The sequence below is a fragment of the Paenibacillus sp. JDR-2 genome (assembly GCF_000023585.1).
Taxonomy (GTDB): domain Bacteria; phylum Bacillota; class Bacilli; order Paenibacillales; family Paenibacillaceae; genus Pristimantibacillus.
Genome location: NC_012914.1, coordinates 2,138,799 through 2,164,237, shown reverse-complemented (window position 1 = coordinate 2,164,237; position 25,439 = coordinate 2,138,799). Strand labels below are relative to the sequence as shown.

At 48.6% G+C, this 25,439-nt stretch carries 26 protein-coding genes; 10 read left to right on the top strand and 16 right to left on the bottom strand.

What is annotated here, in order from left to right:
• Positions 1-117 precede the first annotated feature (117 nt).
• The 3 genes from PJDR2_RS09415 to PJDR2_RS09405 form a co-directional block, all read right to left on the bottom strand.
• Positions 118-1,251, bottom strand: coding sequence for an ROK family protein (locus PJDR2_RS09415; protein ID WP_265525121.1), 1,134 nt, complete (start codon positions 1,249-1,251; stop codon positions 118-120).
• A gap of 183 nt (positions 1,252-1,434) precedes the next feature.
• Positions 1,435-2,304 (bottom strand): CheR family methyltransferase, encoded by an 870-nt coding sequence (locus PJDR2_RS09410; RefSeq protein ID WP_015843434.1) that lies wholly within the window; start codon positions 2,302-2,304, stop codon positions 1,435-1,437.
• On the bottom strand, positions 2,305-4,977 hold the full coding sequence (locus PJDR2_RS09405) for a CHASE3 domain-containing protein (RefSeq protein WP_015843433.1): 2,673 nt from the start codon (positions 4,975-4,977) through the stop codon (positions 2,305-2,307).
• Between the two features lie 120 nt (positions 4,978-5,097).
• Here PJDR2_RS09405 and PJDR2_RS09400 point away from each other — a divergent pair, with 120 nt between their 5' ends.
• The 3 genes from PJDR2_RS09400 to PJDR2_RS09390 are packed head-to-tail and all read left to right on the top strand — an operon-like array spanning position 5,098 to position 6,801.
• Entirely contained in the window at positions 5,098-5,550 is a 453-nt protein-coding gene (locus PJDR2_RS09400) for a DUF948 domain-containing protein (RefSeq protein ID WP_015843432.1), read from the top strand.
• A gap of 34 nt (positions 5,551-5,584) precedes the next feature.
• Positions 5,585-6,028 (top strand): anti-sigma B factor RsbW, encoded by a 444-nt coding sequence (gene rsbW, locus PJDR2_RS09395; RefSeq protein WP_015843431.1) that lies wholly within the window; start codon positions 5,585-5,587, stop codon positions 6,026-6,028.
• Entirely contained in the window at positions 6,025-6,801 is a 777-nt protein-coding gene (locus tag PJDR2_RS09390) for a sigma-70 family RNA polymerase sigma factor (protein WP_015843430.1), read from the top strand. Before rsbW ends, PJDR2_RS09390 begins: the two co-directional genes overlap by 4 nt.
• Before the next feature lie 105 nt (positions 6,802-6,906).
• Here PJDR2_RS09390 and PJDR2_RS09385 read toward each other — a convergent pair whose 3' ends face one another.
• Complete coding sequence (locus tag PJDR2_RS09385; protein ID WP_015843429.1) at positions 6,907-7,230, bottom strand: YtxH domain-containing protein; 324 nt, start codon at positions 7,228-7,230, stop codon at positions 6,907-6,909.
• A gap of 197 nt (positions 7,231-7,427) precedes the next feature.
• Between PJDR2_RS09385 and PJDR2_RS09380 the strand changes: the two genes are divergently transcribed.
• Positions 7,428-8,315: an ATP-binding cassette domain-containing protein gene (locus PJDR2_RS09380; RefSeq protein ID WP_015843428.1), complete on the top strand. Its 888-nt coding sequence runs from the start codon at positions 7,428-7,430 to the stop codon at positions 8,313-8,315.
• Positions 8,312-9,100, top strand: coding sequence for an ABC transporter permease (locus tag PJDR2_RS09375; protein ID WP_015843427.1), 789 nt, complete (start codon positions 8,312-8,314; stop codon positions 9,098-9,100). Before PJDR2_RS09380 ends, PJDR2_RS09375 begins: the two co-directional genes overlap by 4 nt.
• A gap of 68 nt (positions 9,101-9,168) precedes the next feature.
• Here the strand turns inward: PJDR2_RS09375 and PJDR2_RS09370 are convergent, their stop codons facing one another.
• The 5 genes from PJDR2_RS09370 to PJDR2_RS09350 form a co-directional block, all read right to left on the bottom strand.
• Positions 9,169-9,942, bottom strand: a complete 774-nt coding sequence (locus tag PJDR2_RS09370) for a TetR/AcrR family transcriptional regulator (protein WP_015843426.1) — start codon at positions 9,940-9,942, stop codon at positions 9,169-9,171.
• Positions 9,943-10,050: 108 nt separating this feature from the next.
• Entirely contained in the window at positions 10,051-10,677 is a 627-nt protein-coding gene (locus PJDR2_RS09365) for a hypothetical protein (RefSeq protein WP_015843425.1), read from the bottom strand.
• 97 nt (positions 10,678-10,774) lie between these two features.
• Positions 10,775-11,383, bottom strand: a complete 609-nt coding sequence (locus tag PJDR2_RS09360; RefSeq protein WP_041613391.1) for a hypothetical protein — start codon at positions 11,381-11,383, stop codon at positions 10,775-10,777.
• Between the two features lie 68 nt (positions 11,384-11,451).
• Positions 11,452-11,910, bottom strand: coding sequence for a DinB family protein (locus PJDR2_RS09355; RefSeq protein ID WP_015843423.1), 459 nt, complete (start codon positions 11,908-11,910; stop codon positions 11,452-11,454).
• Positions 11,911-11,981: 71 nt separating this feature from the next.
• Positions 11,982-13,262 (bottom strand): acetylornithine deacetylase, encoded by a 1,281-nt coding sequence (locus tag PJDR2_RS09350; RefSeq protein ID WP_015843422.1) that lies wholly within the window; start codon positions 13,260-13,262, stop codon positions 11,982-11,984.
• 196 nt (positions 13,263-13,458) lie between these two features.
• Between PJDR2_RS09350 and PJDR2_RS09345 the strand changes: the two genes are divergently transcribed.
• From PJDR2_RS09345 to pstB, 4 genes are all read left to right on the top strand, one after another.
• Positions 13,459-14,394 carry a phosphate ABC transporter substrate-binding protein gene (locus PJDR2_RS09345; protein WP_015843421.1) on the top strand — a complete coding sequence of 312 codons (936 nt, stop codon included), beginning with the start codon at positions 13,459-13,461 and terminating at the stop codon, positions 14,392-14,394.
• Positions 14,395-14,487: 93 nt separating this feature from the next.
• Positions 14,488-15,390 (top strand): phosphate ABC transporter permease subunit PstC, encoded by a 903-nt coding sequence (pstC, locus tag PJDR2_RS09340; protein WP_015843420.1) that lies wholly within the window; start codon positions 14,488-14,490, stop codon positions 15,388-15,390.
• The gene (gene pstA / locus PJDR2_RS09335; protein ID WP_015843419.1) at positions 15,387-16,274 is read left to right on the top strand and encodes a phosphate ABC transporter permease PstA; all 888 of its coding nucleotides are present in this window, start codon (positions 15,387-15,389) and stop codon (positions 16,272-16,274) included. Before pstC ends, pstA begins: the two co-directional genes overlap by 4 nt.
• A gap of 16 nt (positions 16,275-16,290) precedes the next feature.
• The gene (pstB, locus tag PJDR2_RS09330) at positions 16,291-17,049 is read left to right on the top strand and encodes a phosphate ABC transporter ATP-binding protein PstB (RefSeq protein ID WP_015843418.1); all 759 of its coding nucleotides are present in this window, start codon (positions 16,291-16,293) and stop codon (positions 17,047-17,049) included.
• A gap of 69 nt (positions 17,050-17,118) precedes the next feature.
• Here the strand turns inward: pstB and PJDR2_RS09325 are convergent, their stop codons facing one another.
• The 3 genes from PJDR2_RS09325 to PJDR2_RS09315 all read right to left on the bottom strand — a co-directional run bounded on the left by PJDR2_RS09325 (position 17,119) and on the right by PJDR2_RS09315 (position 20,699).
• Positions 17,119-18,807 carry a sugar ABC transporter substrate-binding protein gene (locus PJDR2_RS09325; protein WP_015843417.1) on the bottom strand — a complete coding sequence of 563 codons (1,689 nt, stop codon included), beginning with the start codon at positions 18,805-18,807 and terminating at the stop codon, positions 17,119-17,121.
• Positions 18,808-18,880: 73 nt separating this feature from the next.
• A complete protein-coding gene (locus PJDR2_RS09320; protein WP_083778252.1) occupies positions 18,881-19,702 on the bottom strand; it encodes a carbohydrate ABC transporter permease in 822 nt (273 codons plus the stop codon).
• Between the two features lie 67 nt (positions 19,703-19,769).
• Complete coding sequence (locus tag PJDR2_RS09315; protein ID WP_015843415.1) at positions 19,770-20,699, bottom strand: ABC transporter permease; 930 nt, start codon at positions 20,697-20,699, stop codon at positions 19,770-19,772.
• Positions 20,700-20,995: 296 nt separating this feature from the next.
• Here PJDR2_RS09315 and PJDR2_RS09310 point away from each other — a divergent pair, with 296 nt between their 5' ends.
• On the top strand, positions 20,996-21,859 hold the full coding sequence (locus PJDR2_RS09310; protein ID WP_015843414.1) for a helix-turn-helix transcriptional regulator: 864 nt from the start codon (positions 20,996-20,998) through the stop codon (positions 21,857-21,859).
• A gap of 250 nt (positions 21,860-22,109) precedes the next feature.
• Here the strand turns inward: PJDR2_RS09310 and PJDR2_RS09305 are convergent, their stop codons facing one another.
• From PJDR2_RS09305 to PJDR2_RS09290, 4 genes are all read right to left on the bottom strand, one after another.
• Positions 22,110-23,276 carry an MFS transporter gene (locus PJDR2_RS09305; RefSeq protein WP_015843413.1) on the bottom strand — a complete coding sequence of 389 codons (1,167 nt, stop codon included), beginning with the start codon at positions 23,274-23,276 and terminating at the stop codon, positions 22,110-22,112.
• Between the two features lie 188 nt (positions 23,277-23,464).
• Positions 23,465-23,824, bottom strand: coding sequence for a winged helix-turn-helix transcriptional regulator (locus tag PJDR2_RS09300; RefSeq protein WP_015843412.1), 360 nt, complete (start codon positions 23,822-23,824; stop codon positions 23,465-23,467).
• Positions 23,825-23,846: 22 nt separating this feature from the next.
• On the bottom strand, positions 23,847-24,371 hold the full coding sequence (locus PJDR2_RS09295) for a hypothetical protein (protein ID WP_015843411.1): 525 nt from the start codon (positions 24,369-24,371) through the stop codon (positions 23,847-23,849).
• Between the two features lie 185 nt (positions 24,372-24,556).
• The gene (locus PJDR2_RS09290) at positions 24,557-25,432 is read right to left on the bottom strand and encodes a carbohydrate ABC transporter permease (RefSeq protein ID WP_015843410.1); all 876 of its coding nucleotides are present in this window, start codon (positions 25,430-25,432) and stop codon (positions 24,557-24,559) included.
• Positions 25,433-25,439: the final 7 nt, after the last annotated feature.

Genomic DNA, 25,439 nt, shown 5'->3' with positions numbered 1-25,439 from the left:
GCTCCCTCCGCTGCGGCGAATATGTAAAAATTTACTTGATCTATTGTTACTATAAATCAATTAATTGATTTGATCAAGTATTAAATTAAAAAAAGACCTTAGTAATTTTACTAAGGCCTATTGCCGGAATAAGACGGAAGGTTGGGTCAGCAAGCTGTCAATGGCGGTTGTTGCAGCTCCTACCAGAATATCGTCTACAGCGGGTGAAGCTAATTCAAGCGTGACCCGGCTTGATACAACCGGAAGAGCATTGGAATCGATAACTTCTCTAATCGTCTGAAGCACAAGATCTCCCGCATTAGACAATTCATCACCTATGATGATCCGGTTCGGGTTAAACGTATTGATGATATTAACTAGTCCAAAGCCAAGGAACCAAGACGCGCTTCGGACAGCTTCAACGGTCGCGGAATCCTCTTGTTGTACCGCTTTCCAAACGGACGGAAGAGCGGAATACTCTTTATTCAATTTTTTCAGAAGCGCGGTTGTGGAACAATAAAGCTCAAGGCAGCCTTTATGACCGCACTCGCATAACGGACCGTTGTAATCGATGCTCATATGTCCGATTTCACCGGCCATGCCAAGCGTTCCCCTGTATACTTTGCCGTCCATGACAATGCCTGCTCCTACCCCCTGCCCGGCAGCTACGTATACCATAACGCCATGATCTTGGTGGGGTTCACTGAACCACCAATGGGCCAATGCTCCGGCCTTGGCGTCATGTTCAATATAAACAGGCAAGCCAAACTCCTGATTCAGCTCATCTTGAATATTAATCTTTTCCCAGCCGGGAAACTCGGTCATCAGGGCGATTCGGCCTTCACTGCGGAAAAGCGGTCCGGGCGTGGCAATTCCGATAGCTCTAACCGTTTCCTTATGCGGTTCGATAATCTCGGCAATCAGGCCTTTCATCTTGGCAAACGCCGTATCGGACCCTTCCAGATTACGGATCGAGACCTGCTTGCTGCCATACTCCTTTCCGCCTAGATCGTATAGGGCAACCGTAATCGATTTACGGGAAAGCCGTATGCCTACAACCTTAAACGGCTCGTTGTTTAAGCGAATGCCAATGGATCTACGACCCTTTTTCCCTTCGATGACGCCAGTCTCCACAACAAGCCCCCAGTTAATCAGCTCGTTGATTATATTCGTAATTGTGGATTGATTAAGTCCGGACTCTTGCGTTAACTCCGCGCGTGTACACACCTGCTGCCGCTTCCTCATCAGGCGAATAAGAAGCGAGCGATTCATTTCCTGAATGTCTTCCAGGTTTTTTCCTTGTTTCGTTTTTGGGGTATTCAATCTGCTCACACTCGCTTCTATTTATTTAACAAATCGATTAATTAAAAATTTTATCATACTATGAATAACCTATAAACAACAAAACTCCGGCTGCCGGATCTATCATCATCCAACAGCCGGAGCCGTATATCTCTAATCCTTTTTCACAAACAACCGCTCGCCGTCGGCAAGCTCCTCGTAATGCTGCTTCCAAGGAGCGATCAGGTATTCCATACTGCCTAGTCCCAATATTCCCGCCTCGGTTAAGCTGTCATGGAACAGCCTGTGTACGCGGTCCTGCAGCTCGGGATTAAAGTAAATCATGACATTGCGACACAAGATCACATGAAATTCATTAAACGTACTGTCCGTTGCCAGGTTGTGCTGGGCGAACATCATATGCTGCGCCAATGAAGGATCAAATACCGCATAATCCCTTTCAACCGTGTAATAAGCCGAGAACTCTTTTGTTCCGCCGGCCTGCATATAGTTTTTGGTAAACGTCTGCATCCGCTTCAGCGGGAACTTCCCTTCCTTCGCCTGCTCAATGGCACGCTCGCTCATATCGGTCGCGTATATTCTGGCCTTCTCGAGCAGTCCTTGCTCCTGCAGCAGAATAGCCATGGAATACACTTCTTCGCCTGTTGAACAACCCGCATGCCAAATCCGGATTTCCGGCAATTTGCCAAGCAGCGGTACCGCGCGCTCGCGGAATGCCCGGAAAAAGCTTGGATCACGGAACATCTCCGTTACTTTAATGGAGAAATCATTGGACAGCTTATGGACATAATCAGGCTCATGCAGAACCTTTTCCAGCATTCCGGTAACGGTCTGCACGCCGTCCATATACATCCGGTTCCGTATCCGCCGCCTGAGGGAGGATCTCAAGTAATGACGGAAATCATAACCGTATGCACGGAACAGTCCTTCAATCAACAGTTCAATCTCAATGTCTTCCCATTCGTTAGCCGGCAGTTCATCGAGCGTATGATCCGGTAAATCAAAGTGCTGCTGATTGTCCATTTAGTTCCCCACCTGCTTCGTCAGCCATACCTGCATAAGCGAATACAATTGATCCATCTGTAATGGCTTGCTGATGTAATCCGAAGCACCCGCTTCGAGACACTTGTCACGGTCGGACTTCATCGCTTTAGCCGTCAGCGCGATAATCGGCATCGCCTGCAGCTCCGGCTGCTTGCGCATCTCCCTCATCGTCTCGTACCCATCCATAAGCGGCATCATAATGTCCATCAGAACAAGATCAAAGTCTTTATTATCTTTTAAAAGATCCATGCACGCCCTGCCGTTGCCCGCAACCGTCACCTGCATCTTTTTGTTCTCCAGCGCGTTAACGAGCGCGAACACATTACGCGCGTCGTCTTCAACCAGCAGTACCTTCTTCCCTGCAAAGACGCTGCCGGCGATCTGCTCTTCCGCTGCTTCCTCTACAGACGGCCGCGTCTCTTCTGCCTGCTCCGTGCCCGTAATCTCAATGGCCGCAGATGCTTCCATTTGAGCCATTTGAATGATATCAACCATTTCTTGACTAAGCAGAGGCAGATAGACGGTAAAGCAGCTGCCTTCGCCAAGCGTACTATCGAGCTGGATGGACCCGCCCAGCAGCTTCACAAACTCGTTACAGATGGACAACCCTAGACCCGTTCCGCCGTAAATCCGGTTCGTCTTGCCGTCCACCTGCTGGAAGGCTTCAAAGATCAGCTTCTGCTTGTCCTTTGGAATACCGATTCCCGTGTCCGTCACGGAAATTGCCAGCATCCCGTCATCCGTATAATCAAATCCTAATCGAACGGAACCCTGCTCCGTAAACTTGAAGGCGTTGGACAGCAGATTTTTCAAAATCTGCTGCAGGCGTTGGCCATCCGTGTACCATACGGCAGGAAGGCTCTCGGCCATGTCGATCGCAAAGCCAACTCCTCTTTTTTCCGCTATAGGATTAAAGGTCAGCTTCATAAGCTCCGGAATTTCCGTCAGATTCACTTCGTCCACGGTCAAAATAACTTTCCCCGCTTCAATCTTCGACAGATCCAGAATATCGTCGATTAGCTTGAGCAAATCCGTACCCGAAGTATGGATAACTTTAGCATAACCTTCTTCGTCTTCGTTTAAAGTATGGTTCTCATTCTCGGCCAGCAGCTGAGATAAAATCAGAATGCTATTAAGCGGCGTACGTAGCTCATGCGACATATTCGCAAGGAAATTAGACTTGTACTGCGAGCTTTTCTCCAGCTGCTCGGAGTAATCCTCCAACTCTTCCTTCGCTTTCTCGAGCTCTTTGGTCTTCTGCTCGGCCACCAGATATTGCTCTTCCAGATGCTCGGTTGTCATTCGCATCTCTTCTTGCTGCATTTGCAACTCTTCGGTTAACACCTGGGATTCGCTTAACAGACGCTCGACTTCCATACGTCCGGCTACATTGTTAACCGCTATGCCGAAATCTTTTTCGACCTCTTCCATCAGCTTCAGGTGCTGGGAGGTGAATGACTCAAGCGAAGCAAATTCGATAACGGCTTCCAGCCTGTCCTCATATTCGATGGGCACGATAAGTATACTTCGCGGCTCCAGCTGAAATAGTCCGGTTGAAATAAGAGGCCTATGATCCTTCGTCTGATTAATAAGGAAGATTCGCTTTTCAACTGCGCATTGACCTGCCAGTCCTTCTCCAAAACGGATATCGGACTTGCCGCCATCTTCCCCGGAGCTGGCGTATGAAGCCAGCTTTTCCAGACGTTGCTGATCGCCTGCCCCTTTACGGATGTAAAACACGCCGTAAGACGCATTCACCATCGGTGCGACCTTCGTTAGAAAAGTCCGGGCCAACTCCTGCAGGTCGTTAATCCCCTGCGTCATCGTTGCGACTTCCGCAACCTTGGCCTGAATCCAGCTATTCGCTTCTAAGCTTGCAAGCAGCTCGTTGGTTGCATCGCCAAGGTCCTTGATCTCGTCTCTTGTGTTGACCTTGATCCGGGTTGCCAAATTGCCGCCTGAAGAAGCGATTTCCTTAATCGTCTCCACGACCTGCTTAATCGTTTTGACAATAGAGCCGGACACAAAGGATACAATCATAAACGAAATAATGGTTGCGGCCAGCAGCAGCAGGTAGATTCCGACGGTAAGGATCCGGTTTTTATTTTCCAAATCCATAATGTGCAGCTTGGTCGCCTGAACTTCCTGATTCCCGATCGCGTCGAATTTGGAACGGAGATCGTCCATTTGCTGCTTGCCCACATCATCCTGGAAAAAGGCGATAATGTCCGCCTCTCTTCCTTCCTGTTTCATTGCAATTGTCGGCTCCGCCGCTTTGTTAATCCATTCCTGGATGCTCAACTTAATTTCTTCCAGCTGCTTCTGCGTGCTAGGATTATCGGAGACGTACGCGTATAGACTGCTATAATTGGATTCCCACTGCGACTTGCCTTTATCATAGGGATCCAGATAACTTTTTTCGCCCGTAATGATATAACCGCGCTGGGCCGTCTCCATGCTGATCGCATCATATTGAATGGAAGCAATCAGGTTATGAACCTCCACATCCCGGGTTGTTATCGTCTCCACTTCATTTTGCAGTGCCTCTATGCGGTCCGTCACCGTTACAATCGAAGCCCCTAAACAGATAAGAATAAGGAAATATCCGATTGCAATCTTGGTTCTGATATTGAATTTAAGTGCTCGAAGCATAGAAATCTCCTTCTCTCTTAATCTCGTAAACTAATTATACCATTATATTTACAATTACACGGCTGTTTCATTTACATATTTCTAGGGTATTTAAAAAGAAAAAAAGAGGATGTGATTGTAATGGATACTTTCATTCAAATCATTATTGCCGTCATTACGGTTGCTTTCGTCATCCTGATGTTTTTCCTTATTCAGACCATCAAAGCGTTGACCTCAACCTTGAACGAAGTACGAAACACGGTCGGTGAGCTCCGAACCGACGTCTCCGAGATCAGCGGGGACGTGAAGGAAATGATTCATAACACCACTGAGATGACCCTTGATGTACGCACGAAGCTCCGTTCGCTGGATGTCGTATTCGCAACCGTGCATGACATCGGCCAGACCCTGCACAGCTTTACCGGCGTAATGAAGGAAACGGCTGCGGGTCTTGTTGCTACAGTCAAAAATAAAGCCCAGCGGGAAGTCTACGATAGCGGAACCGACCGGCCAAGCAGCGGGAAGGTTACTGGCGCAATAACAGACGGCATTATTTCCTCATTAAGGATTTGGAGAAAACTCAAACAACATTAAGCTATAATAGAATAAGCGGAGAGGAACGGGAACAATGATGAAACCATGGACTAGCTTAACTATACCGGCGAAAGCCGAATATATTGATATCGTGCGGCTGACCCTGTCGGGGCTGGCCGCTAAGGAAGGCTTTTCTTACGAAGAAATTGAAGATATGAAGGTAGCCGTTACGGAGGCATGCAGCAACGTTGTTCTGCATGCCTATAACGGAGGGGAATTCGGTATCATTGAAGTCATCTTTGAAGCAGAGGAAGACTCCTTTCAAATCCGGGTCAAGGATTCCGGGACCAGCTTTCATTACGAGCCAACCGTTATTGCACATGCTTCCCTGCACGAAAAGCCGTTAATCGACGCGAATGTGGGAGGTCTCGGTCTTTTTCTGATGCAGGCTTTGATGGATCAGGTAGAGGTCCGCTCGGAATTAGGCACCGAGGTGATTCTAACCAAGCGATTTGGTAGGAAAGAGGAGATGGCATGAAATCACAATCATCCTGCCTGGATCAGCAGCAGATTGCTGATCTGCTTCAAAGATATAAGGAAATGAGCTGCAATGATGCCGCAACGGCATTGTTGCAGCATTTTGAATCATTGGTTCGGATGGCCGTGTCAAAAATTTCGAGAAACCGCCCCGATCTCTACGAGGATCTGTATCAGGTCGGCCAAATGTCCATGCTGCGACTGTTCAAGCAGTATGACAGCGACAAAGGCGTTCCTTTCGAAGGCTACGCCATGAAAAGCGTCATTGGCCAGCTTAAAAATTATTTGCGCGACAAATCCTGGTACATACAAGTGCCTCGTAATATGAAGGAAAAAGGCTTACTCATCCAAAAAGCAATCGATGAGCTGACGACCAAGCTAGAACGCTCCCCCAAGATGGACGAGATTGCCGCATATTTGGGATTATCGGTGGAGGAGACGATCGAGGTCCTGTCCTCCCGCGAATCCTATCAATATGTCTCGCTTGACACCCCGCTCTCCAGCGAAGGCGATAGTGCGACAATTGGCGATGTCATAAGCGATCACAGCGATAAATACAGCCATGTCGATAACCAGATCGCTCTTAGCGATGCCATGGCGCAGCTTAAAGAAGAAGAACGCAAAGTGCTCGTTCTCGTCTATCAGCATGGTCAATCCCAGCGGGAAATAGCCGATCAGCTTGGCGTATCCCAAATGAGCGTATCCCGCTTCCAGAAGCGCGCGCTTGATAAATTAAGACAGCTCCTTCACCCGCCGCAAAGCGAAGGAGGCTGAACGAACCGCCCGTCTCGTAAGGAGACGGGCGGTTTTCTTTTGCCAGCCCCCTATACGCGAAAGAAGAGGCTGTCCGATGGACAGCCTCTTCTTTCGTTTCGCTTCTTAGTTTGTAGTGGATCTCATCTTGTCTTTCATATCGTCTTTGGCAGAACTGAAAGCATCCATGACATGCTCATTGGACTTCTTCGCCCTATCCGTCAAATCCGATGCCTCTTCCCTGACGCTGGACAGAACATCCTTTGTTTTGTCCTTCGCCGTAGAAGCAAGTTCCTGAGTACGCTGGCTGATTGCCTGGAACTTATTCGAGATATCTTCCCTCAGCTGCACACCTGTTTTCGGCGCAAGCAGAAGCGCCCCTACAGCACCTACCGCTGTCCCGACAATTGTACCTACCAGCAGACCGCTACCTGTGTTTTCCTTTGGCATAGTTATCTCTCCTTTATTCCGTTCTCGTATTCGAAACCGTATTCGATCTCGTATTATCTATTACACCAATGCGAGTCCTTTGAAACAGCATAGTTTGTAGCCCATCTTTTAAAAAAACAATTGCATCTTTTAATGTTTATATCATATACTGTTTACATAATAATCAGTGTACAATGTACACAGAAATGAGGCGCTTTGTGAAATCAATGGCGATTGAAGTATCGGGTCTCCGTAAAAGCTTCGGGAAACAAACCGTATTAAACGGACTTGACCTGTCCGTACCGGCCGGATCCGTCTTTGCTCTGCTCGGTCCTAACGGCGCAGGCAAAACAACTCTGATTCATATTTTGTCTACGTTAATTGCACCCGATGGCGGAAAGGTTTTAGTTGGAGGTTGCAATGTCCAGACCGAGCAGGAGCTGGTCAAGCAACATATCAGCCTCACCGGCCAGTTCGCCGCTGTGGATGAAGTCTTGTCCGCCGAAGAAAATTTGCGCATGATCGGCAGGCTGTCGGGGCTTTCTTCGGCACAGTCCCGAACGCGTACGGAAGAGCTGTTAACGGCATTTGATCTTGTTGACGCTGCAAAGAAACGTGTAAAAACCTATTCGGGAGGCATGCGCCGAAGACTGGACCTAGCCATCAGCCTTGTGGTCGACCGCCCCGTTATCTTTCTGGATGAACCAACTACCGGTCTGGATACCGTCAGCCGGCGGGCATTGTGGGATATTATTAGCGAACTGGCAAGTCAAGGCAGAACGATCTTTCTGACTACGCAATATTTGGAGGAAGCCGATCAGCTGGCCGATCAGATTGCCGTCATTAATGGCGGCCGGATCGTAGCGACCGGCAGTGCCGAACAATTAAAGGCACATGTCGGAGGAGAGGTTATTGAATTACTAAACGGCCATGATGAGGTTATTCATACGCTGCCTACAACCGGCAGCATTCAAGATATTAGCCGGACGCTGAATGATCTTGTTCATTCGGTTCCGCCAGGGACGCGGGTCAATATCCGCCGACCTAGCTTGGACGATGTTTTTGTTTCCTTAACAACTAACGGGAAAGAGGTGCAGCACGTATGATCGCTTCAACTAAACCTGCAAAACCGGCATCGATGCTGACAACCAACCTTGTCTTCATCGGCCGCAGTCTTCGTCACAGCCTGCGTAACACGGAGGCTCTGATGATGGCGATTATGCTCCCTGTTATGCTGATGCTTCTGTTTACTTACGTCTTTGGAGGTGCAATCGATTCCGGCGGGGATTATGTGAATTACGTGGTCCCGGGCATTATTTTGCTCTGCGCGGGGTTTGGCTCTTCGAGCACAGCCGTTGATGTATCCAACGATATGACCAATGGCATTATCGACCGGTTCCGGACGATGCCGATCAAGAGCCTCAGCGTTGTGACCGGTCATGTCGCAGCTAGTCTCGCCCGTAATTTATTTGCAACCGCCGTTGTTATTGGAGTCGCCTTGCTTGTCGGTTTCCGTCCAAACGCCAGCTTTATGGAATGGGTGCTTGCGATTGCCGTCATCACCTTGTTTATATTAACCTTCACCTGGTTATTTGCAGCTATCGGCCTAGTAGCGGGAAGTCCGGCCGCAGCAAGCGGCTACGGCTTTGCGCTTCTGTTCCTCCCTTATCTGTCCAGCGCTTTTGTCCCAACGGATACGATGCCCTCGTGGCTTCAAGGCGTTGCCAATCATCAGCCGATAACGCCGGTGATCGAGACAATCCGCGGACTTCTGACGGGTACGCCGCTGGATAACAGCGCATGGTGGGCAGTCGGTTGGTGCCTGCTAATCTTGATGCTTGCATTCGTCTGGAGCATCTTCTCCTTCCGCAAAAAAGCCGGACGCCGTTAATCGGATGTCCTGAAACAGAAAAGGCCAGCCATCTGATGATTTTCATCAAATGGCTGGCTTTTTTTCATCTAACCTTTGGAAGCGAGAAAATGCTCAATCCCGTCCAGAATCCGTTCCAGGCCAAAATCGAAATCATTGCCGATCGGATTATCCGACGGATTCTCCTCCGTATATACGCCGGATGCAATAAGCGGCTGCAAGTCCGGATAATGATCCTCCTTCACGAGAATCTTAAGCGCCTTCGTATAATCGAGTCCGCTGAAGGAGCCCGGACTTGCCCCACCTTCCATCGCCCGAACCATGTCCCTTTGAATTTGACCGGTGGAGCGCGCGTAATTGCTCAACAGCAGAACGGTAGACATTTTCTCAAAGTCATTAAGCGGAAGCTTCCGCATCGGCCGCAAAGCCAAATCCACAAACAGCAGATTATTAGGCGTTAGGGGTACGCCCGATATCGGAATATCCGCATACCAGGGATGCTTCAGAAATACGTGAATGCAATCCCGTACATACTGCCGCATGCCCTCTCGCCAATCCGCGTCTTCTTCGTCCGACCTATCCGGAAGCTTGCAGACCGACTCCTGCATAAGCAGCAGCAAATCGTCTTTGCTTTGCACATAGCGGTACAGCGACATCGCCGTAAAACCCAAAGATGACGCAACCCGGCTCATCGAGACAGCTTGAAGTCCTTCCTTATCCGCAAGCTCAACTGCAGCCGCTACAATCTGATCAATGGATAGCTCGCGTTTGGGTCCCCTCTGCGATTCTTTCACTAGCCCCCAAGCTAATGCAACCCCCCGGGGCAACGTTTTTAATACGTCTTCCTCATCACCATGCTCCATCCCATTATCCTCCATGCCGGCCTTGCCATAATTGTGTACTTAATAAACAGTATATCACACATTGAGCTGGAGCAAAAAAAAACAGCCCCTTTAAAGGAGCTGTTTTTTCTAATCCATACCATGCTCTTCGCGGATCTTGTACAGTCCCCGAAGCAGCAATTCCGCAGGATCGCGGTTAATCAAAAGATGCGTATACAATAGGTGCAGAGAGAAAGCGCAAACATTATTGCCATCGGAAATCGCCGGGAAACCTGTTTCAAATACAGGTCCTTTCAGCTCTTCGTTCCAGGCAAGGCCTGCATGAACCTTCTCCTCGGGGAATTCGTCTTCAACAGACTTGATGCAATGCGGGATGAGAACTTTATCGATTAAAGCTTTGGCATCATCTTCGCTTGCAGGAGGCTGCGGAAGCGGCTTACCCCCTTCGGTCTTCATCAATTCGTAGAAGAACGAAGCCATCCATTCTGTCGCCTCTTCGTTACCCGCTTGGAAATTCGCGATTAACTCACGAAGGAAAAAGCCGCAAACGTAATCGTTGCCGGATTCATCCTTCACTTTGTAAACAAACACGGGACCATAAAGCTCTTGGTTCAATACTTGCCCTTGAACATCTTCGAAATGCTGTCTCAAAGCGACAAAGCCATTATGCTGGACCGCCTTGACTAGCTCAGCGAATTGCTTCGCTTCTTCCTCTGAATTGCCTTGGATCTCTTCGTTTGTTGTCTCATTATTCATTATTCGCTTCACCCGTAATCATCATATCATTCCAACAAATCATCAGTCTAGTCCAAAAGAAAAACCGCCCCTGAAAGGGGCGGTTCGTCAATCCTCTTTACTCTACGCCGTATTTCTGACGAAGCTTGGCTAATTGGACAAGAATCGTATCCGAAGGATCGCGGTTGAGCTGCATCATTTTATACAGATAATGAATCGGGAATACGCATTTCTCTTCCGAAATATCCTTGAAGCCAAGTTCAAGAACAGGAGTGAGGTTCTCGTCGAGCCCTCTGTTGCCCGTAATCGCAAGCGGCGCAAATTCCTCGCTGACCGCGCTAAGGCAATGCGGGAACAACACATCATCGATAAATTGTTCTTCTTTCTGTTCGCTTTCAGGAGGAGCAGGCAGCTCTTTGCCGCCTTTGTTTTCCTTCATCAGCTCGTAGAAGAAGGAGGCCATCCATTCGCCGGCTTCACGGCCGCCATCCTGGAACTGTTCAGCCAGCTCCCGCAGGAAAAAGCCGCAGTCATACGATTTCTTGAAGTCATTGGTCACGCGGTAAATAAAGATCTGCCCAAACTTCTCATCGTTCACAACAAGTCCTTCCACATGAGGGAAAAACGGTCTCAAAGTTGAGAGTCCCTTCTGGAAGATCGTCTTCATCAGTGCGTCCCAGACTTCGGTATTATCGTTATTATTCGCATTCGTAATATCATTATTCATATTGTACTCACCCTCAAGCATCATACCATCCGGCGCTTTGCACCGTCCAGTGCTATACTTTAACAGTCCTAACCCTTGCTTACGAAAAACGGCAGCTTCTCGATGCCAACCAAGCGCAAATAGACAAACAGCTGGCCTTTATGATGAATCTCGTGGTCTTTGGCATTTTGCAGCAGAACGAGGCCCGGAAGCGAGTTGCCGAAGAAATCGATTGGCGCTGCAAGCTGTTCCGGCGTAAGGGAACGAAGAACGGCCTCCGTCTGTTCCGTTGCTGTCGCTACGGTTATCTTCAGTTCCTCGATTGTTGAAGGTGCAGCCGGTTTCGCGCCTGGCGTGTAAACGCCGTTTTGTACCGTCTTCGCGAACATATCCATCGCACCGGTAATATGTAGAACCAGCTCTGCCAGCGACATCCCTTTCTCCCACGGCTTGTAGGACAGCTGTTCTGTTGTTGCATCCGCCAGCATATCGTGCAGGACGTTACGGTGGCTTTTCCAACCGGCAATAAACTCATTGATGTTCGTCATCTCATGATCTCTCCTCTGAATCGTCGTTTAACAGTATTCATTATAAGGGCTGTAATCGTTATTTTCATCTTTTATGCCTTTTTCCTGTTGCACCAGTCAGCGATAAAAACGGCCATAACCTTCGTGTATTCAATAAGCTCTCCAAGATCAAGGCTTTCGTCTACGCCATGAGCCTCGCTTAACTCCCCCGGCCCATATATAACCGTCGGGATTCCTGACCGTCCGATCCAGCCTGCATCCGTAACCGTTGGAGTCATCCCGACCTCCGCCTCGCGGTTCAGAACAGCCTGGTGAGTCGTTAGTAATGCCTTCGGCCCATCACTGCCTCGATCAATCTCTAATGAAGGAAAAATTTCTCCCCGCTCCTCGATCATCGATCTGCCGCCCCAGCGGAACGTTGGAGGATGATTCCTAAGCCATGGATCACCCTGCGCCACATGCATCAGATGATCCTCAATTTCTGCGGCTACCGATTCATAATCTTCATCCGGGTAAAAATGAACCGTAATCCAGAGCGAGCAGCGGTCCGCAACAAACGCGGCGTGGCGTCCCCCTTCAATTACTGCCGGATTGATCGTATTAGAGCCTGGCGGAAATCCCGGATAAGACTTCGTTACCGCCCAATGCCTCTCAAGCTGCTGCAGTCCGGCAATAAGCTTCGCCATCTTCTCAATCGCGCTTGCCCCATGCAGCCCTCCTCCCGCATGAATCATCCGGGAGCGCATAGCATCATGATGGGTAACCGGGCTTTGCACCGTAACCCAGCCGGTAATAACGCCTCCCTGTCCTTGAACCGCCAGATGGCTCGTATCCGCGACAATGGCGAAATCCGCTTCGCAGCCGCGCTCCATACAGGCTCTAGTGCCAGCCTCTCCGGCCTCCTCCCCAATAACCGATTGGAAAAACAAATCCCCCTTAAGCTCGACTCCGGCTTCCGTCAGCAGCTTGATGGCGAACAACAAAGCAGCAAGACCGCCTTTCATATCGGCAGTTCCGCGGCCATATGCACGTCCATTGTTAAGCGTTAATTGAAACGGCTGGACGGACCAGTCCTTGCTGTCCCCTACCTCCGCTACGTCCACGTGACCGTTCAGAAGCAAGCTTTTGTAAGAGCCGCTCTCGGTACCTCGTCTAACCGCGGTTACGTTCGGATCACCCGGGTAGACCTCCCACAGTTCTGCTTCAAAGCCAAGGCTATGCAGTTGTTCCTTCATAAACGTCTGCGCCCCCATCGTGTTGCGTGCCGGAGGGCTAACTGTCGGGAAAGCGACCAATTCAGCGAGCAATGCGAATAACTCGTCCTGCCGGCTCTCCACCTGATCAAGTACATGCTTCAGTTCAGCTTCCTTCATCTAATACATCCTCATTTCGTAAGGGAAAATTTCAACCTTACTATAGAGGATTACAATCATCCGGACAAGGTTAACAACTCTCAAAAAAATTTACATTGCGTTAACATGATTAACGTTTTGCGTTTACGTAGCCCAACTACAATAACTCTTGTAAGCAAAACAAAAAAACAAAAGTTTGGAAGGGGAACCTACTCAAATGAAAAAATCTCTGATCGTCACTATGGCACTGACATTGTCCTTATCGCTCGCAGCTTGCGGCAATAACAATGCAAACAACGGTGCAAAAAATGGTAATGCTGCCGCTACAAACAATGCAACAACAAATAACACAGCTTCCGTATCCGGTTCGATTCTGGCAGCAGGATCTACAGCTCTTCAACCGCTGGTTGACCAAGTATCCAAAGAGTTCATGGACAAAAACTCCGGCGTATCGATTCAAGTTCAAGGCGGCGGCAGCGGTACTGGTCTGACGCAAGTATCGGAGGGCCAAGCCCAAATCGGCAACTCCGACGTATTCGCTGAAGAGAAGCTTGATGCCGACAAAGCAGCTGAACTGGTTGACCATCAAGTAGCTGTAGTCGCTATGGCTGCCGTAACAAACAAAGACGTTGGCGTTGACACTCTGACTAAACAACAACTGGTTGATATCTTCACTGGCAAAGTAACGAACTGGAAAGACGTTGGCGGTAAAGACGCGAAAATCCAAATCGTTAACCGTCCTTCAAGCTCCGGTACTCGCGCTACTTTCGAGAAATTCGCTCTTGGCACTAAAACAGAAGACCTTCAAGGTTCGATCCAAGAAGATGCTTCCGGTACGGTTAAGAAGCTCGTAAGCGAAACTCCTGGCGCTATCGGTTACCTGGCTCTGTCCTACCTGGACGATTCGATCGCAGCTGTTAAGTACGAAGGCGTTGAAGCAAATGTAGACAACGTAGCTAACGGCACTTACCCGGTATGGGCTTACGAGCACATGTATACAAAAGGCGAGCCTGATGCAGCTACTAAAGCATTCCTCGACTACATGGTATCCGAAGATGTTCAAGGCGACCAAGGCGACGTAGTAGAAATGGGCTACATTCCAGTAAGCAAAATGGAAGTTAAACGCGATGCTCAAGGCGCAGTAACGAAATAATTAATCTCCAATAAATAAAGGCATAGTCAAGAGGCGGGCCAGCTCGTCTCTTGACTGCATGCCTACATGTTAATTATGTAAAGGGTGGTCGCGATGAAGAAGTCTAATGATCGGGAAGTAGCCACGCCGCATCTTGCGGAGGAATGGGTTGGCAAAGTATATACATTCATCTGCATCTTGTTTCTTATCATCACCATTTTTTCGATGGTTTACTTCGTCGCTTCAAAGGGACTTAGCACCTTTATCGTAAACGGCGTAAACGTAAAGGATTTGTTAACAGGACTCAAATGGAAACCGGATGGCGAACCGGCGTTGTTTGGCGCCTTGCCATTTATTTTCGGTTCGTTCAGCACATCGATTCTTGCTGCTATCATTGCTGCTCCACTCGGGTTTTGCGCGGCAGTATTTATGATTGAGCTCTCTCCGAAGTTGGGCCGGACATTTATGCAGCCGGTTATCGAACTGCTTGCAGGTATTCCTTCCGTTGTATACGGATTTGTTGGTTTAAGCGTTATCGTTCCATTATTCCGCAACCTGTTCCCTGGCCAAGGCGTCGGGATCGCAGCAGGCGCTATTGTGCTCGCCTTTATGATTTTACCTACAATTACGACTATAGCAACGGATGCGCTGGCTTCCCTGCCCGCGGGCCTGAAGGAAGGCTCCTACGCACTTGGCGCAACCCGTTGGCAAACGATATATCGCATTGTCCTGCCTACTACGCTTCCCGCGCAAATGACAGGTATCGTACTTGGTATTGCGAGAGCATTTGGCGAAGCCTTAGCCGTGCAAATGGTTATCGGCAACGCGCCGCATATCCCGCATTCCCTATTCGAATCGACTTCAACGCTGACCAGCGCCATTACGCTTAGCATGGGCAATACGGCGATGGGCTCCGTTCAAAATAACGCCTTGTGGTCGCTTGCATTAATTCTGATGCTTATGACCTTTGTATTCGTCTTTATCATTCGCTGGCTGGAAGGAAGGAAGAAGCTATGAGTGCCAAAACAGTAGATAAAATCGCAACCGGCATTATTATTTTCATCACGGGCTTAATCGCTCTCGCCCTGCTCGGACTTTTGGGCTACATTTTGTTCCGTGGACTTGGCCATATCAGCTGGCACTTCCTGACTTCCCCGCCGGAAACCATCCGCAAAGGCGGCGGTATTGGTCCACAGCTCTTCAACTCGCTGTTCCTGCTAGTACTTACGATGATTATTACCGTGCCGCTTGGCATCGGCGCAGGTATTTATATGAGCGAATACGCAAAAGCAGGCAAAATCACTTCCGCGATTCGTCTGGTCGTCGAAGTATTGTCTTCCTTCCCTTCGATTATCGTTGGTTTGTTCGGCCTTCTTGTCATCGTTAATAAATTCAACCTGGGCTTCTCCCTGCTATCCGGCGCAATCGCGCTGACGATCTTTAACCTGCCGCTGATGGTGCGGATTACCGAGCAAGGTCTCCGCAGCGTACCGCTTCAGCAGAAGGAAGCAAGTCTTGCGCTTGGTATTTCCAAATGGAAAACCATCCGCTCGGTTCAGCTTCCGATTGCCCTGCCAATCGTGCTTTCCGGTTCGATTCTGGCCGCCGGCCGGATCTTCGGCGAAGCAGCAGCGCTTCTGTTCACCGCCGGCATGAGCAGCCCGCGTCTTGATTTCTCAGACTGGAATCCGCTCCATACCGCTTCGCCGCTTAACCCTATGCGTCCGGCCGAAACTCTCGCCGTTCACATCTGGAAGGTGAACTCGGAAGGTCTTGCACCCGATGCTACGCAAATCGCGGCAGGCGCTTCGGCCGTGCTGATCATTACGGTACTGCTTTTCAACCTTGGCGCAAGAGCGCTTGGACGTTATATGCATAATAGATTCACGGCTTCGAAATAGGAAAGGAGTAGAGAGCATGACAGAAATCGCATTGGCCGCCAAACAATTGAATGTTCACTACGGAGAAAAGCATGCCGTTCATGACGTCTCGCTTGATTTCGCCGAAAAAGAAGTCACTGCCTTAATTGGTCCTTCCGGCTGCGGCAAATCAACCTTCCTCAGAAGCTTGAATCGGATGAACGATCTGATCCCGTCTTGCCGTGTTACCGGTGATATCTGGCTGAAAGAGCAGAAGATCAGCGGCACGGAAACGGATGTCGTAGCACTTCGCAAAAAAATCGGAATGGTATGGCAGCGTCCTAACCCGTTCCACAAATCGATTTACGAGAATATCGCTTTTGGCCCCCGTTATCACGGCATTAAGAACAAGAAGCAGCTGGATGAGCTTGTTGAACAATCCCTGCGGAAAGCCGCGATCTGGGAAGAAACCAAAGACCGTCTTCACAAATCCGCTTTGGCTTTATCCGGCGGACAGCAGCAGCGTCTTTGTATTGCACGCACGATTGCGGTTAGACCGGATGTCATTCTGATGGACGAACCCGCTTCCGCGCTTGATCCGATCTCGACCTCCAAGATCGAAGAGCTGATCTCGGAGCTGAAGCAGGATTACAGCATCGTTATCGTTACCCATAACATGCATCAGGCAGCGCGCGTATCCGACAAAACCGCCTTCTTCCTGAACGGTCATGTGGTTGAATACGATAAAACGGAAACGATTTTCACTAATCCTACGCATCAACGGACTAATGACTACATTACTGGCCGTTTCGGTTAATGAAGCGGCATATCACATAAGGGCTAGACGAACCGTTCAGGTTCATCTAGCCCTTATTGTTTTTATGGTTTAGTAGCCAAGAACACTCTTCGTTTTATTAAAGATGTCGTTAGCCATTTGCGCGTAACGGTCGCTGCCGTTCGCTTGCGTTTGTTTCACATAGCTGTCGAAGTTGTCGATCTTCTCTTGGCCCGTGATGAATTTGAGCGTCATCGTGCTTACATAGTCCATAAGAGGCTTCGAGATCAGGTTCAACTGTTCGCTTTCGTCCGCAGAAGCCATAATTGGCGGTGCAACCGGACGAGCCGTACGGTTGTTCAGAATGCGGTTGTTGAAGTCGATTTCACCGTCTGTCATTTTGGACTGTCTGAGCTTCGTAGTACCGCCGTACGCGAATACGCCCCCGCCGAAACCGTAGTCTGCGTTCAATTTTTTCGTTGCCGTAGGGTTCATGCCGTTGTAAGTAATATCCGGATTAAGCGTAATTTTACCGCTCGCGTCCTTCGTGTAAGTCTCGCCCTCTACACCCCACAGGCTGAGTGTTTGACCTTCATCGGAGTACCAGAGCCAGTCAACGAAACGAAGCATTTCAATAAATTTCTCTTCGCCTAGCTCTTTCAAAGCGTTCTCACTGATCATAATGCCGTTCTCAAGACGGGAGTTTTCAACTTGCAGCTGGCCTTTAGGACCACCTGGAGGCGTGATAATCATCAGCTCCGCATTTGGATCTTCCATCTTTGTTTGGATATCCGTGAATACTTGATAGTTAGCATTGATAACGTAAGTATCACCTTTATAGAACTTCGCTTTTGCTGCATCGTCTTCTTGCGTGAACGATTCCGGATCCATGATGCCTTCCGTAATCAGCTTATTGAAGTACGAAACATAGTCTTTGAACTCTTGTGTATTGTCAGCGAATTCGAATTGCTTCGAATCCTGGTTAAAGCGCATGCCGTTTGCTTTACCCCAACCGGCAGTTACTCCATATTCTACAGCTGCGATGTTCAAAGTCGATTCGCCTTTGGACTGATCGGAGAATACGTATTTAGCGCCCGTAAATTCTTTAACCTTCTTCATAGCCGCGTAGAAATCTTCGTACGTCCAGCTCGTTTCCTTGGACAGGTCTACGCCGGCTTTCTCGAAAATATCTTTACGGATAACGAACGAGTAGCCGCCGCCCGGTTCTTCCCACATACCGGGAAGAACATAGTACTTACCGTTAGCTTGCATTTTCGCTTTCAGGTCATCTTCCATGCCCCAAGCTTTTACCGCTTTTTGATAGTTAGGCATATATTGCACATAATCGCTGATCGGAACGATTTGTCCGCCTGCAACGAATGCGGATTCATCATACGTTTTAGGGATGATATACGGAGCATCGCCGCTGTTTACGAGGAGCGATTTTTGGTTTTCGTATTCCGTTCTTGCTACAACCGACAAGTCAAAAGATACGTTTGTTTTCTCTTGAATCGCGCTCCAGATTCTCCAGTCTTTTTTGTAAGGATAGCCCTCGTTGTCGCTGAACATCATGGAGTACTTTACCGGCTCATTCGAGTGGAACGTTACGTCCTCGCCGTATGCGTAATCCTCTGCAGGTTTATCCGATGCCGTAGCATTCCCCGTTGTTGCTGCAGATTCTTCAGGTGAAGCGGAACTGTTGCTGGGCTTTCCATTATTGTTCCCGCTGCATGCCGCCATGACAAACATAACCATGATAACCGATAAAATCAATCCCATTGCTCTACTGAATCTTTTCATGCCGTGCCTCCCTTTTAATAATTACATTTATATAACAGAACTTGCCTTACGGCCGTTCCGGTTATATCGCGTCTTACCCTTTCACAGCGCCAATCATCATGCCTTGCACGAAATATTTCTGTACAAAAGGATAGATACAAATCATAGGAAGCGAAGTCAATACCATCGCAGCCGATTTAACCGTAGCCGCAATCTGCGTCGTTTGCTCCGCGCTTGCTCCCAGTTCGGCCGGGCTGATCGCCGTTTCAATAACTTGCCGCAAATATAAGGCTACAGGCCACTTCTCCTTCGACTGCAGGTACAACGAAGCATCAAACCAGCTGTTCCAGATCCCTACGATAACAAATAAGAGCATGGTTGCCAGAATCGGCTTCGATAATGGAAGCGTAATTCTAAGGAAGATGCCATAGACATCAAGTCCGTCCACTTTGGCTGATTCCTCAAGCTCATTAGGAAGACTTGCGAAAAAGGTTTTCATCAATATAACGTTAAAGGCGCTGATCGCACCGGGAATAACAAGAGCCCAAATCGTGTTGCGCATATCCAGCGTTTTGGCTACGAGAATGTAATTCGGGATAAGACCGCCGCCGAAGTACATGGTGAATAAGACAAACGGGATAAAGAACTTGTTAAGACGAAGTTTTTCCTTTGAGAGCGGATACGCCATAACGGCTGTCGCCGATACGGCGATGAGGGTGCCGACTACCGCGTACAATATCGTATTGCCGTAATAGCGGAAGAAATCCGGCTTGCTCAGGATGACATTATAAGTAAGCGTAGTGAAATCTACAGGATAAAACGTTACCTTCCCCGCATAGACGGCAGCCTCGGAGCTGAAGGACTGCGCAACCAGATAAACGAAAGGATATAAGGTAAAGAGGACAACTACGGTCATGATCAAAGCGTTTACGCCGTTAAAGATGCGAGAACCTGGAGTTGCTTTCACGCTCAACACTTCCTTCCTACCACAGACTTGATTTCGTCGTTTTTTTCGAAATTGCGTTCGCTGTCGTTACCAGGATCAGACCGATAACCCCTTCGAACAAGCCGACAGCGGTTGCATAGCTGAAGTTCGCGTTTGTAATACCCATCCGGTATACGTAGGTCGAGATAACGTCCGCCGTTTCATAAGTAAGCGGGTTGTACAGGAGCAAGATTTTTTCAAAGTTGGAGCCCATAATACCGCCGATATCAAGAACGAGAAGCGTCATAATCGTAGGCAAGATACCCGGAATCGTGACATGCCATGCAAGTCTGAACCGGCTGGCGCCGTCAATCCGCGCTGCCTCATAAAGCTCCGTATTGATCCCTGTCATAGCTGCAAGGTACAAGATGGTGCCCCATCCAAGTCCCTGCCAGATGCCGGAAGACACATAAATGGTCGAGAACCATTGCGGCAGCGAGATGAACTGAATCGGTTCGACGCCGAAATGGCCAAGCAGCGCGTTAATCGGACCCGATACGGAAAGCATTTCTTTTACCATACCTGCCAGAATTACCATTGAGATAAAATGCGGGAGGTAGGATACGGTCTGAACGAATTTTTTCAGCTTCAGCCTTCTGATCTCGTTGATCAGGAGCGCAAAGATCAAGGTTAACGGGAATCGGATAATCAGATAAGCAACGCTTAAGAAAATATTGTTCCAGAACGCCCGCCAGAAGGTTGGATCCTTCATAAACATCCGGAAGTACTGCAGCCCTACCCATTCCATGCCAAGAAAGTTTGGCCCGCCCCGATATTTCCGGAAAGCGATTACATTTCCAATCATGGGAGCGTACTTGAAAATGAGAAAATAGATGACGGGAATAACGAGAAAGGAATACAGCTTCCACTCTTTTCTGACATGCTTCCAAAGTGGCGTAACATCCAATACCTTGCTTGAGCCTTCCATTTATCTCCACTCTCCTCTAGTCCATTTCGTCTACTGACCGATTAAAAATAGCTATATTTAACTACTTTAGTCGTATGGTCATGTGGACCTCATAATGAAATAATGCAAATTAGAAGTCATTTACCGACAAATGTATTCGCTTTCATTGGCTTCATTATAGCTTTATTTGATAGGCCGCTCTTCGTAAATATAGCTTTCAACCAATCAAATATTGCCTTTTTTGATAGACTTATTGATTTTATTAGACGAGGATGCCATTATCTGATTAGTTACCAACCAGAGAGGAAGAGTGATGCATGATCCCCATTCTTAACGGAGCCAAAGAAACGGTATCCTACGGTGAACATCCCGGATTGCGCATTTATTTGAACAAAGAAGTCGAAAACTATCCGATTCACTGGCATACCGCTGTGGAAGTCATCATGCCGTTCGAAAACATTTACACCGTTATAGTGAATGAGACAAAGCATGTCCTCTATCCGAACGATATCTTGGTCCTGCCTCCGGGCGAGCTTCACGAGATCTTTGCCCCGGAGTCCGGGACAAGACTTATTCTTCAGTTCGACTGCTCGCTGCTGTACGCTCTAAACGGCTTTGACTCTACCTTTCATTTGCTCCGCCCTTGCCTGTTGATTACGGCAGAGCAAAATAAAGAGCTGCACGGCTTGTTAAGGCCAATGCTGCTCGAGCTGGTGAACGAATATTTCAGCCATACGATGCTGAAGGAGGCCTCGACATATGCCAAGCTCATCTCTTTCTTTGTCGCTCTGGGCCGTAACTTTATGCACGAAGAGCGCCGTTTTCCGCGTACCAAGAGCCATAAGCAGCATAAATATATCGATAAATTTTTGCAGGTTTGCAACTATATGAACGAGCGCTGCACGGAGGATATTCGCGTAGAGGAGCTTGCCGAACTGTCCGGCTTCAGCAAGTATCATTTCACGCGCATGTTCAAGCTGTATATGGGATTGTCCTATTACGACTACCTAATTCAGCATCGCATTATGCATGCAGAGAAGCTATTGACCGATCCGAATCTGTCGATTATGGAGGTTGCGATGAGGTCGGGCTTCGGAAGTCTGCCGACGTTTAACCGGGTGTTCAAGACGTATAAGAAATGCACGCCGTCGGAGTATAAGGCTTTGCATGGTAGAGGGTGATGAACAGTTATAGTGCATGCTCCGCATTTGAATGAGGTGGATGGACGGTATATGTGCAAGCTGCGTATTTGAATGTTCTTCCGATCGCCATTGCTCGGGGATTCCTTGGAACTATTCCAATAGGATTGGAATCCCCTCACAAAAGCGACCACTTCGTTTCTACAGAATCATTCAAATAATCCGCCTGCATTTAACCTTAGTTGGGGGAGAATAAAACGAGGCCGTGCGGTATAGATCCGCACGGCTATTTTTAAAGGCGGCTTATGTGCTTTTGCCGGCTTTTGCGGATAGATACAGCGGCTGAGGCAAGAGCTAGGATGAGGACCAAACCGGCGGCCAATGGATTATAGAGGACGGTATCTTGCCAATTGACGACCAGGCCGCCGACGCTGGCTCCTGCGGCGATGCCGACCTGAGTGACGGAAATATTCAAGCTGATAATCAGATTCGATGCTTGCGGAGCACGCTCGATGAAGTAAGTCTGTGTCGCAGGCCCTAAGGTAAACATCGACATGATCCATAGCGATAACAAGGTGATGGCAACCGGGAAGGAATGAACGGCCAGCGGCAGCAGCAACAGCGCGATTACATGAATCGTGACACCAATCAGTATTAATTTGGCGCTACCCCATTTATCTACGGCAGAGCCCCCGATTCTGGAGCCAACCGCACCGGCTAGCCCGAACAGCAGCATCATAAGGCCAATTTCCGCGGAGCTTCTATGAAGAATGTCGCCAAGGAATGAAGCAATATACGTGAACATCAACGAGTTGCCCGCTTCTCTGAACAACACAAGCAGCAAGGCGTAGAAGATAACCGGATTAGCTAGTACCCCCGCTTGCTGCTTGAAGGGAACCGGAGCATCCCCCTCGATTTGCGGAAGCAACAGAGCAAGACCAATAAGGATCACAACGCCGCCTATGCCAAGGAACAAAAAAATCGTCTGCCAGCTGTACATATTCGTCAAAGCAACGCCTAGCGGAACGCCCAAAATCATTGCGCTGCTGAATCCGAGAATAATCGTTCCGATCGCGCTGCCGATTTTTTCAACCGGCACCACCTTGGCCGCAGCGCTAAACGCTGCCACGATAAAAACGCCGGAGCTTACCCCAAGCAGCATCCGCGCTGCCATTAAAACCATGAAATCCGTGCTTACTATAGACAGAATATTGCCGGCTATGAATACGACTATAGCGAGGAGCAATAGTCTTTTTCGCGGTATTCGGGCGGATAATGCGATAATCACCGGCGTGCCAATCGCAAAAGCCAAAGAATAAACCGTGATCAACTGGCCTGCCAAGCTTACCGATATATTCATTTGAACGGCTAACACATTCAAGATTCCGGCAATCACCAGCTCCGAGGTGGCTGTAAAAAATACCGCAATCATCAAGACGTAAATAACAACACGATTCATAACGACACTTCCTTCTCCAAACGATTTGTTAATTCGGATTATAACGAGTCTACTTACTTTTAGTAAGAACGCAATTTATTTTGGCATAATCCATCCTTTTGGAGTAACTAACCATTTGGTAAGTGAGTTGAAAGACAAAAAAACCGCAAGAGCTTATAGCTCTTACGGTTTGATTACAACATGGGCCATTAGGAACGGCTGAGCCGGGGATTCGGCGAATCGCCCCATTTTTGCACCCATTTCTCCATCTCTCTAAGCGCAGCCTGAAAATCTCTGCCCTTCTCGGTCAGGGAATACTCTACGGTCACCGGCACTGTCGGAAATACCTTGCGCATAACAAGGCCGTTGTTCTCCAGATGACGTACCGTATTGGTTAACGATTGGGTCTTCACAATGGAGATGTTCCGTTGAAGCTGGTTAAATCTTAGCGGTCCGTTCATCAGCTCCTCCAATACAAGAAACGCCCATTTCGCTCCTAATATTTGAAGCACCTCGCAAATGCTTGAGCCTTTATCTTCGCCGCTGATTGCCTCATTGCTGCCATCCATGCCGCAAACCTCCTTACCTGACTCAGCTGCCGACTATATCAATCGGAGTCTCTTGTCCGTTAATCTTAACCTGTATCTTACTTGCCTCTTCATGCTTATTAAGCTTATAGATAGACAATGGCTTTATTCGTTTATCCTGCGTATCGGAAGTTTCCTGAACATCCATAAGAATCGTGAACACATCATCCCGTATCTCTGCGCGAATACCCGCAAGAAACTTTACCTTTACCCCCTGCTCGGCCGTAGAGTAGTTCACGATAAAATACTCCTCTTTCCCTGCGACAGAGTAAAGATAAAGGCCGTTTTTACTTTTATTCCGGTCGACAAAAGACTTCACCTTCTGATTCAGCTTATGCGAATCGGTTTCCTTTATCAATGCTTTTGATTGACTGCAGCCGGTCAGGACAACGATGAGCATGATGAACACGCAAACGATCTTTTTCAACAGATCCTCTCCATATGCAATGGAATTCACCTCTACGCAAACTTTACCACAATCATCCAGCTCTGCATAGAAAATGGCCGTGCAAATAAATTGCACGGCCATCTCTGACTCCCCCAGAACTTTGGTTAACTTAAAAAACGGAGCATTAAAATGATTCTGTAGAAACGTAGTGGTCGCTTTTGTGAGGGGATTCCAATCCATTTGGAATTGTTCAAGGAATCCCCCGAGCAATGGCGATCGGAAGAACATTTTAATGCGCAGTTTTTCTACAGTTAACCAAACCCGCGCTACCCCTTTATCGAACCAAGCAATGCACCCTTAGCAAAATGCTTCTGCAGGAACGGATAGACGAGCAGAATCGGCAGCGTAGCGACAACGATAACGGCCATCTTGACCGCCTGATCGGGCGGCGGAACGGCGCCGTCGAGGCTGGAGCTGTAGTCGAAGCCGCTGGCCAGAACAACGATCTGGCGAAGCAATACCTGGATCGGCCACATTTTGCTGTCATTCAAATACAAGATCGCGTTTAGATAAGTATTCCAATACGTCACCGCGTAAAAAAGCGAGATCGTTGCGATCGCCGGCATCGACAGCGGCAGCACAATCCGGAACAGGATCCCGAAATCGCTGCAGCCATCCATCTTGGCCGACTCCTCGAGCCCTTCCGGGATGTTCTGGAAGAAGTTGCGGAGAATGATCATATTAAAGGCGCTGATGGTTAACGGCAGTATAAGCGCCGCATACGTATCAATTAAATGCAGCTCCTTCACAACGAGGAAGGTAGGAATAAGCCCGCCGTGAAACAGCATCGTAAAGACGACCATAAACATGATCGTTTTACGCCCGTCCAAATCTTTTCGGGACAAGCCGTACGCCATCATCGAGGTCACCAGCATACTGAATACCGTTCCGATCAGGGTTACGCCAATGGATACCGCGATCGAACGGAAGATCGTATTCGTCGAGAAGACGAACCGGTAAGCTTCAAAGCTTATATCCGTAGGGAAAACAATAAATTTTTTGACTGCCATTTCCGCGCTTGTCGTTAATGAGCCCGCTACGACATGGATGAACGGAAGCACGGTCGCAAGCGAGAAAATCGCAAGCAGCGTGAAGTTGACGATGCCAAACAGCCGGCTTCCCATGGTTCGATCCTGGATCATGCTGATT

Coding starts and splice junctions, on each gene's coding strand:
- PJDR2_RS09415 (WP_265525121.1), bottom strand. CDS start 1,251: ATGAATCGCTCGCTTCTTATTCGCCTGATGAGGAAGCGGCAGCAGGTG.
- PJDR2_RS09410 (WP_015843434.1), bottom strand. CDS start 2,304: ATGGACAATCAGCAGCACTTTGATTTACCGGATCATACGCTCGATGAA.
- PJDR2_RS09405 (WP_015843433.1), bottom strand. CDS start 4,977: ATGCTTCGAGCACTTAAATTCAATATCAGAACCAAGATTGCAATCGGA.
- PJDR2_RS09400 (WP_015843432.1), top strand. CDS start 5,098: ATGGATACTTTCATTCAAATCATTATTGCCGTCATTACGGTTGCTTTC.
- rsbW (WP_015843431.1), top strand. CDS start 5,585: ATGATGAAACCATGGACTAGCTTAACTATACCGGCGAAAGCCGAATAT.
- PJDR2_RS09390 (WP_015843430.1), top strand. CDS start 6,025: ATGAAATCACAATCATCCTGCCTGGATCAGCAGCAGATTGCTGATCTG.
- PJDR2_RS09385 (WP_015843429.1), bottom strand. CDS start 7,230: ATGCCAAAGGAAAACACAGGTAGCGGTCTGCTGGTAGGTACAATTGTC.
- PJDR2_RS09375 (WP_015843427.1), top strand. CDS start 8,312: ATGATCGCTTCAACTAAACCTGCAAAACCGGCATCGATGCTGACAACC.
- PJDR2_RS09370 (WP_015843426.1), bottom strand. CDS start 9,942: ATGGAGCATGGTGATGAGGAAGACGTATTAAAAACGTTGCCCCGGGGG.
- PJDR2_RS09365 (WP_015843425.1), bottom strand. CDS start 10,677: ATGAATAATGAGACAACAAACGAAGAGATCCAAGGCAATTCAGAGGAA.
- PJDR2_RS09360 (WP_041613391.1), bottom strand. CDS start 11,383: ATGAATAATGATATTACGAATGCGAATAATAACGATAATACCGAAGTC.
- PJDR2_RS09355 (WP_015843423.1), bottom strand. CDS start 11,910: ATGACGAACATCAATGAGTTTATTGCCGGTTGGAAAAGCCACCGTAAC.
- PJDR2_RS09350 (WP_015843422.1), bottom strand. CDS start 13,262: ATGAAGGAAGCTGAACTGAAGCATGTACTTGATCAGGTGGAGAGCCGG.
- PJDR2_RS09345 (WP_015843421.1), top strand. CDS start 13,459: ATGAAAAAATCTCTGATCGTCACTATGGCACTGACATTGTCCTTATCG.
- pstC (WP_015843420.1), top strand. CDS start 14,488: ATGAAGAAGTCTAATGATCGGGAAGTAGCCACGCCGCATCTTGCGGAG.
- pstA (WP_015843419.1), top strand. CDS start 15,387: ATGAGTGCCAAAACAGTAGATAAAATCGCAACCGGCATTATTATTTTC.
- pstB (WP_015843418.1), top strand. CDS start 16,291: ATGACAGAAATCGCATTGGCCGCCAAACAATTGAATGTTCACTACGGA.
- PJDR2_RS09325 (WP_015843417.1), bottom strand. CDS start 18,807: ATGAAAAGATTCAGTAGAGCAATGGGATTGATTTTATCGGTTATCATG.
- PJDR2_RS09320 (WP_083778252.1), bottom strand. CDS start 19,702: ATGACCGTAGTTGTCCTCTTTACCTTATATCCTTTCGTTTATCTGGTT.
- PJDR2_RS09315 (WP_015843415.1), bottom strand. CDS start 20,699: ATGGAAGGCTCAAGCAAGGTATTGGATGTTACGCCACTTTGGAAGCAT.
- PJDR2_RS09310 (WP_015843414.1), top strand. CDS start 20,996: ATGATCCCCATTCTTAACGGAGCCAAAGAAACGGTATCCTACGGTGAA.
- PJDR2_RS09305 (WP_015843413.1), bottom strand. CDS start 23,276: ATGAATCGTGTTGTTATTTACGTCTTGATGATTGCGGTATTTTTTACA.
- PJDR2_RS09300 (WP_015843412.1), bottom strand. CDS start 23,824: ATGGATGGCAGCAATGAGGCAATCAGCGGCGAAGATAAAGGCTCAAGC.
- PJDR2_RS09295 (WP_015843411.1), bottom strand. CDS start 24,371: ATGGCCGTGCAATTTATTTGCACGGCCATTTTCTATGCAGAGCTGGAT.
- PJDR2_RS09290 (WP_015843410.1), bottom strand. CDS start 25,432: ATGATCCAGGATCGAACCATGGGAAGCCGGCTGTTTGGCATCGTCAAC.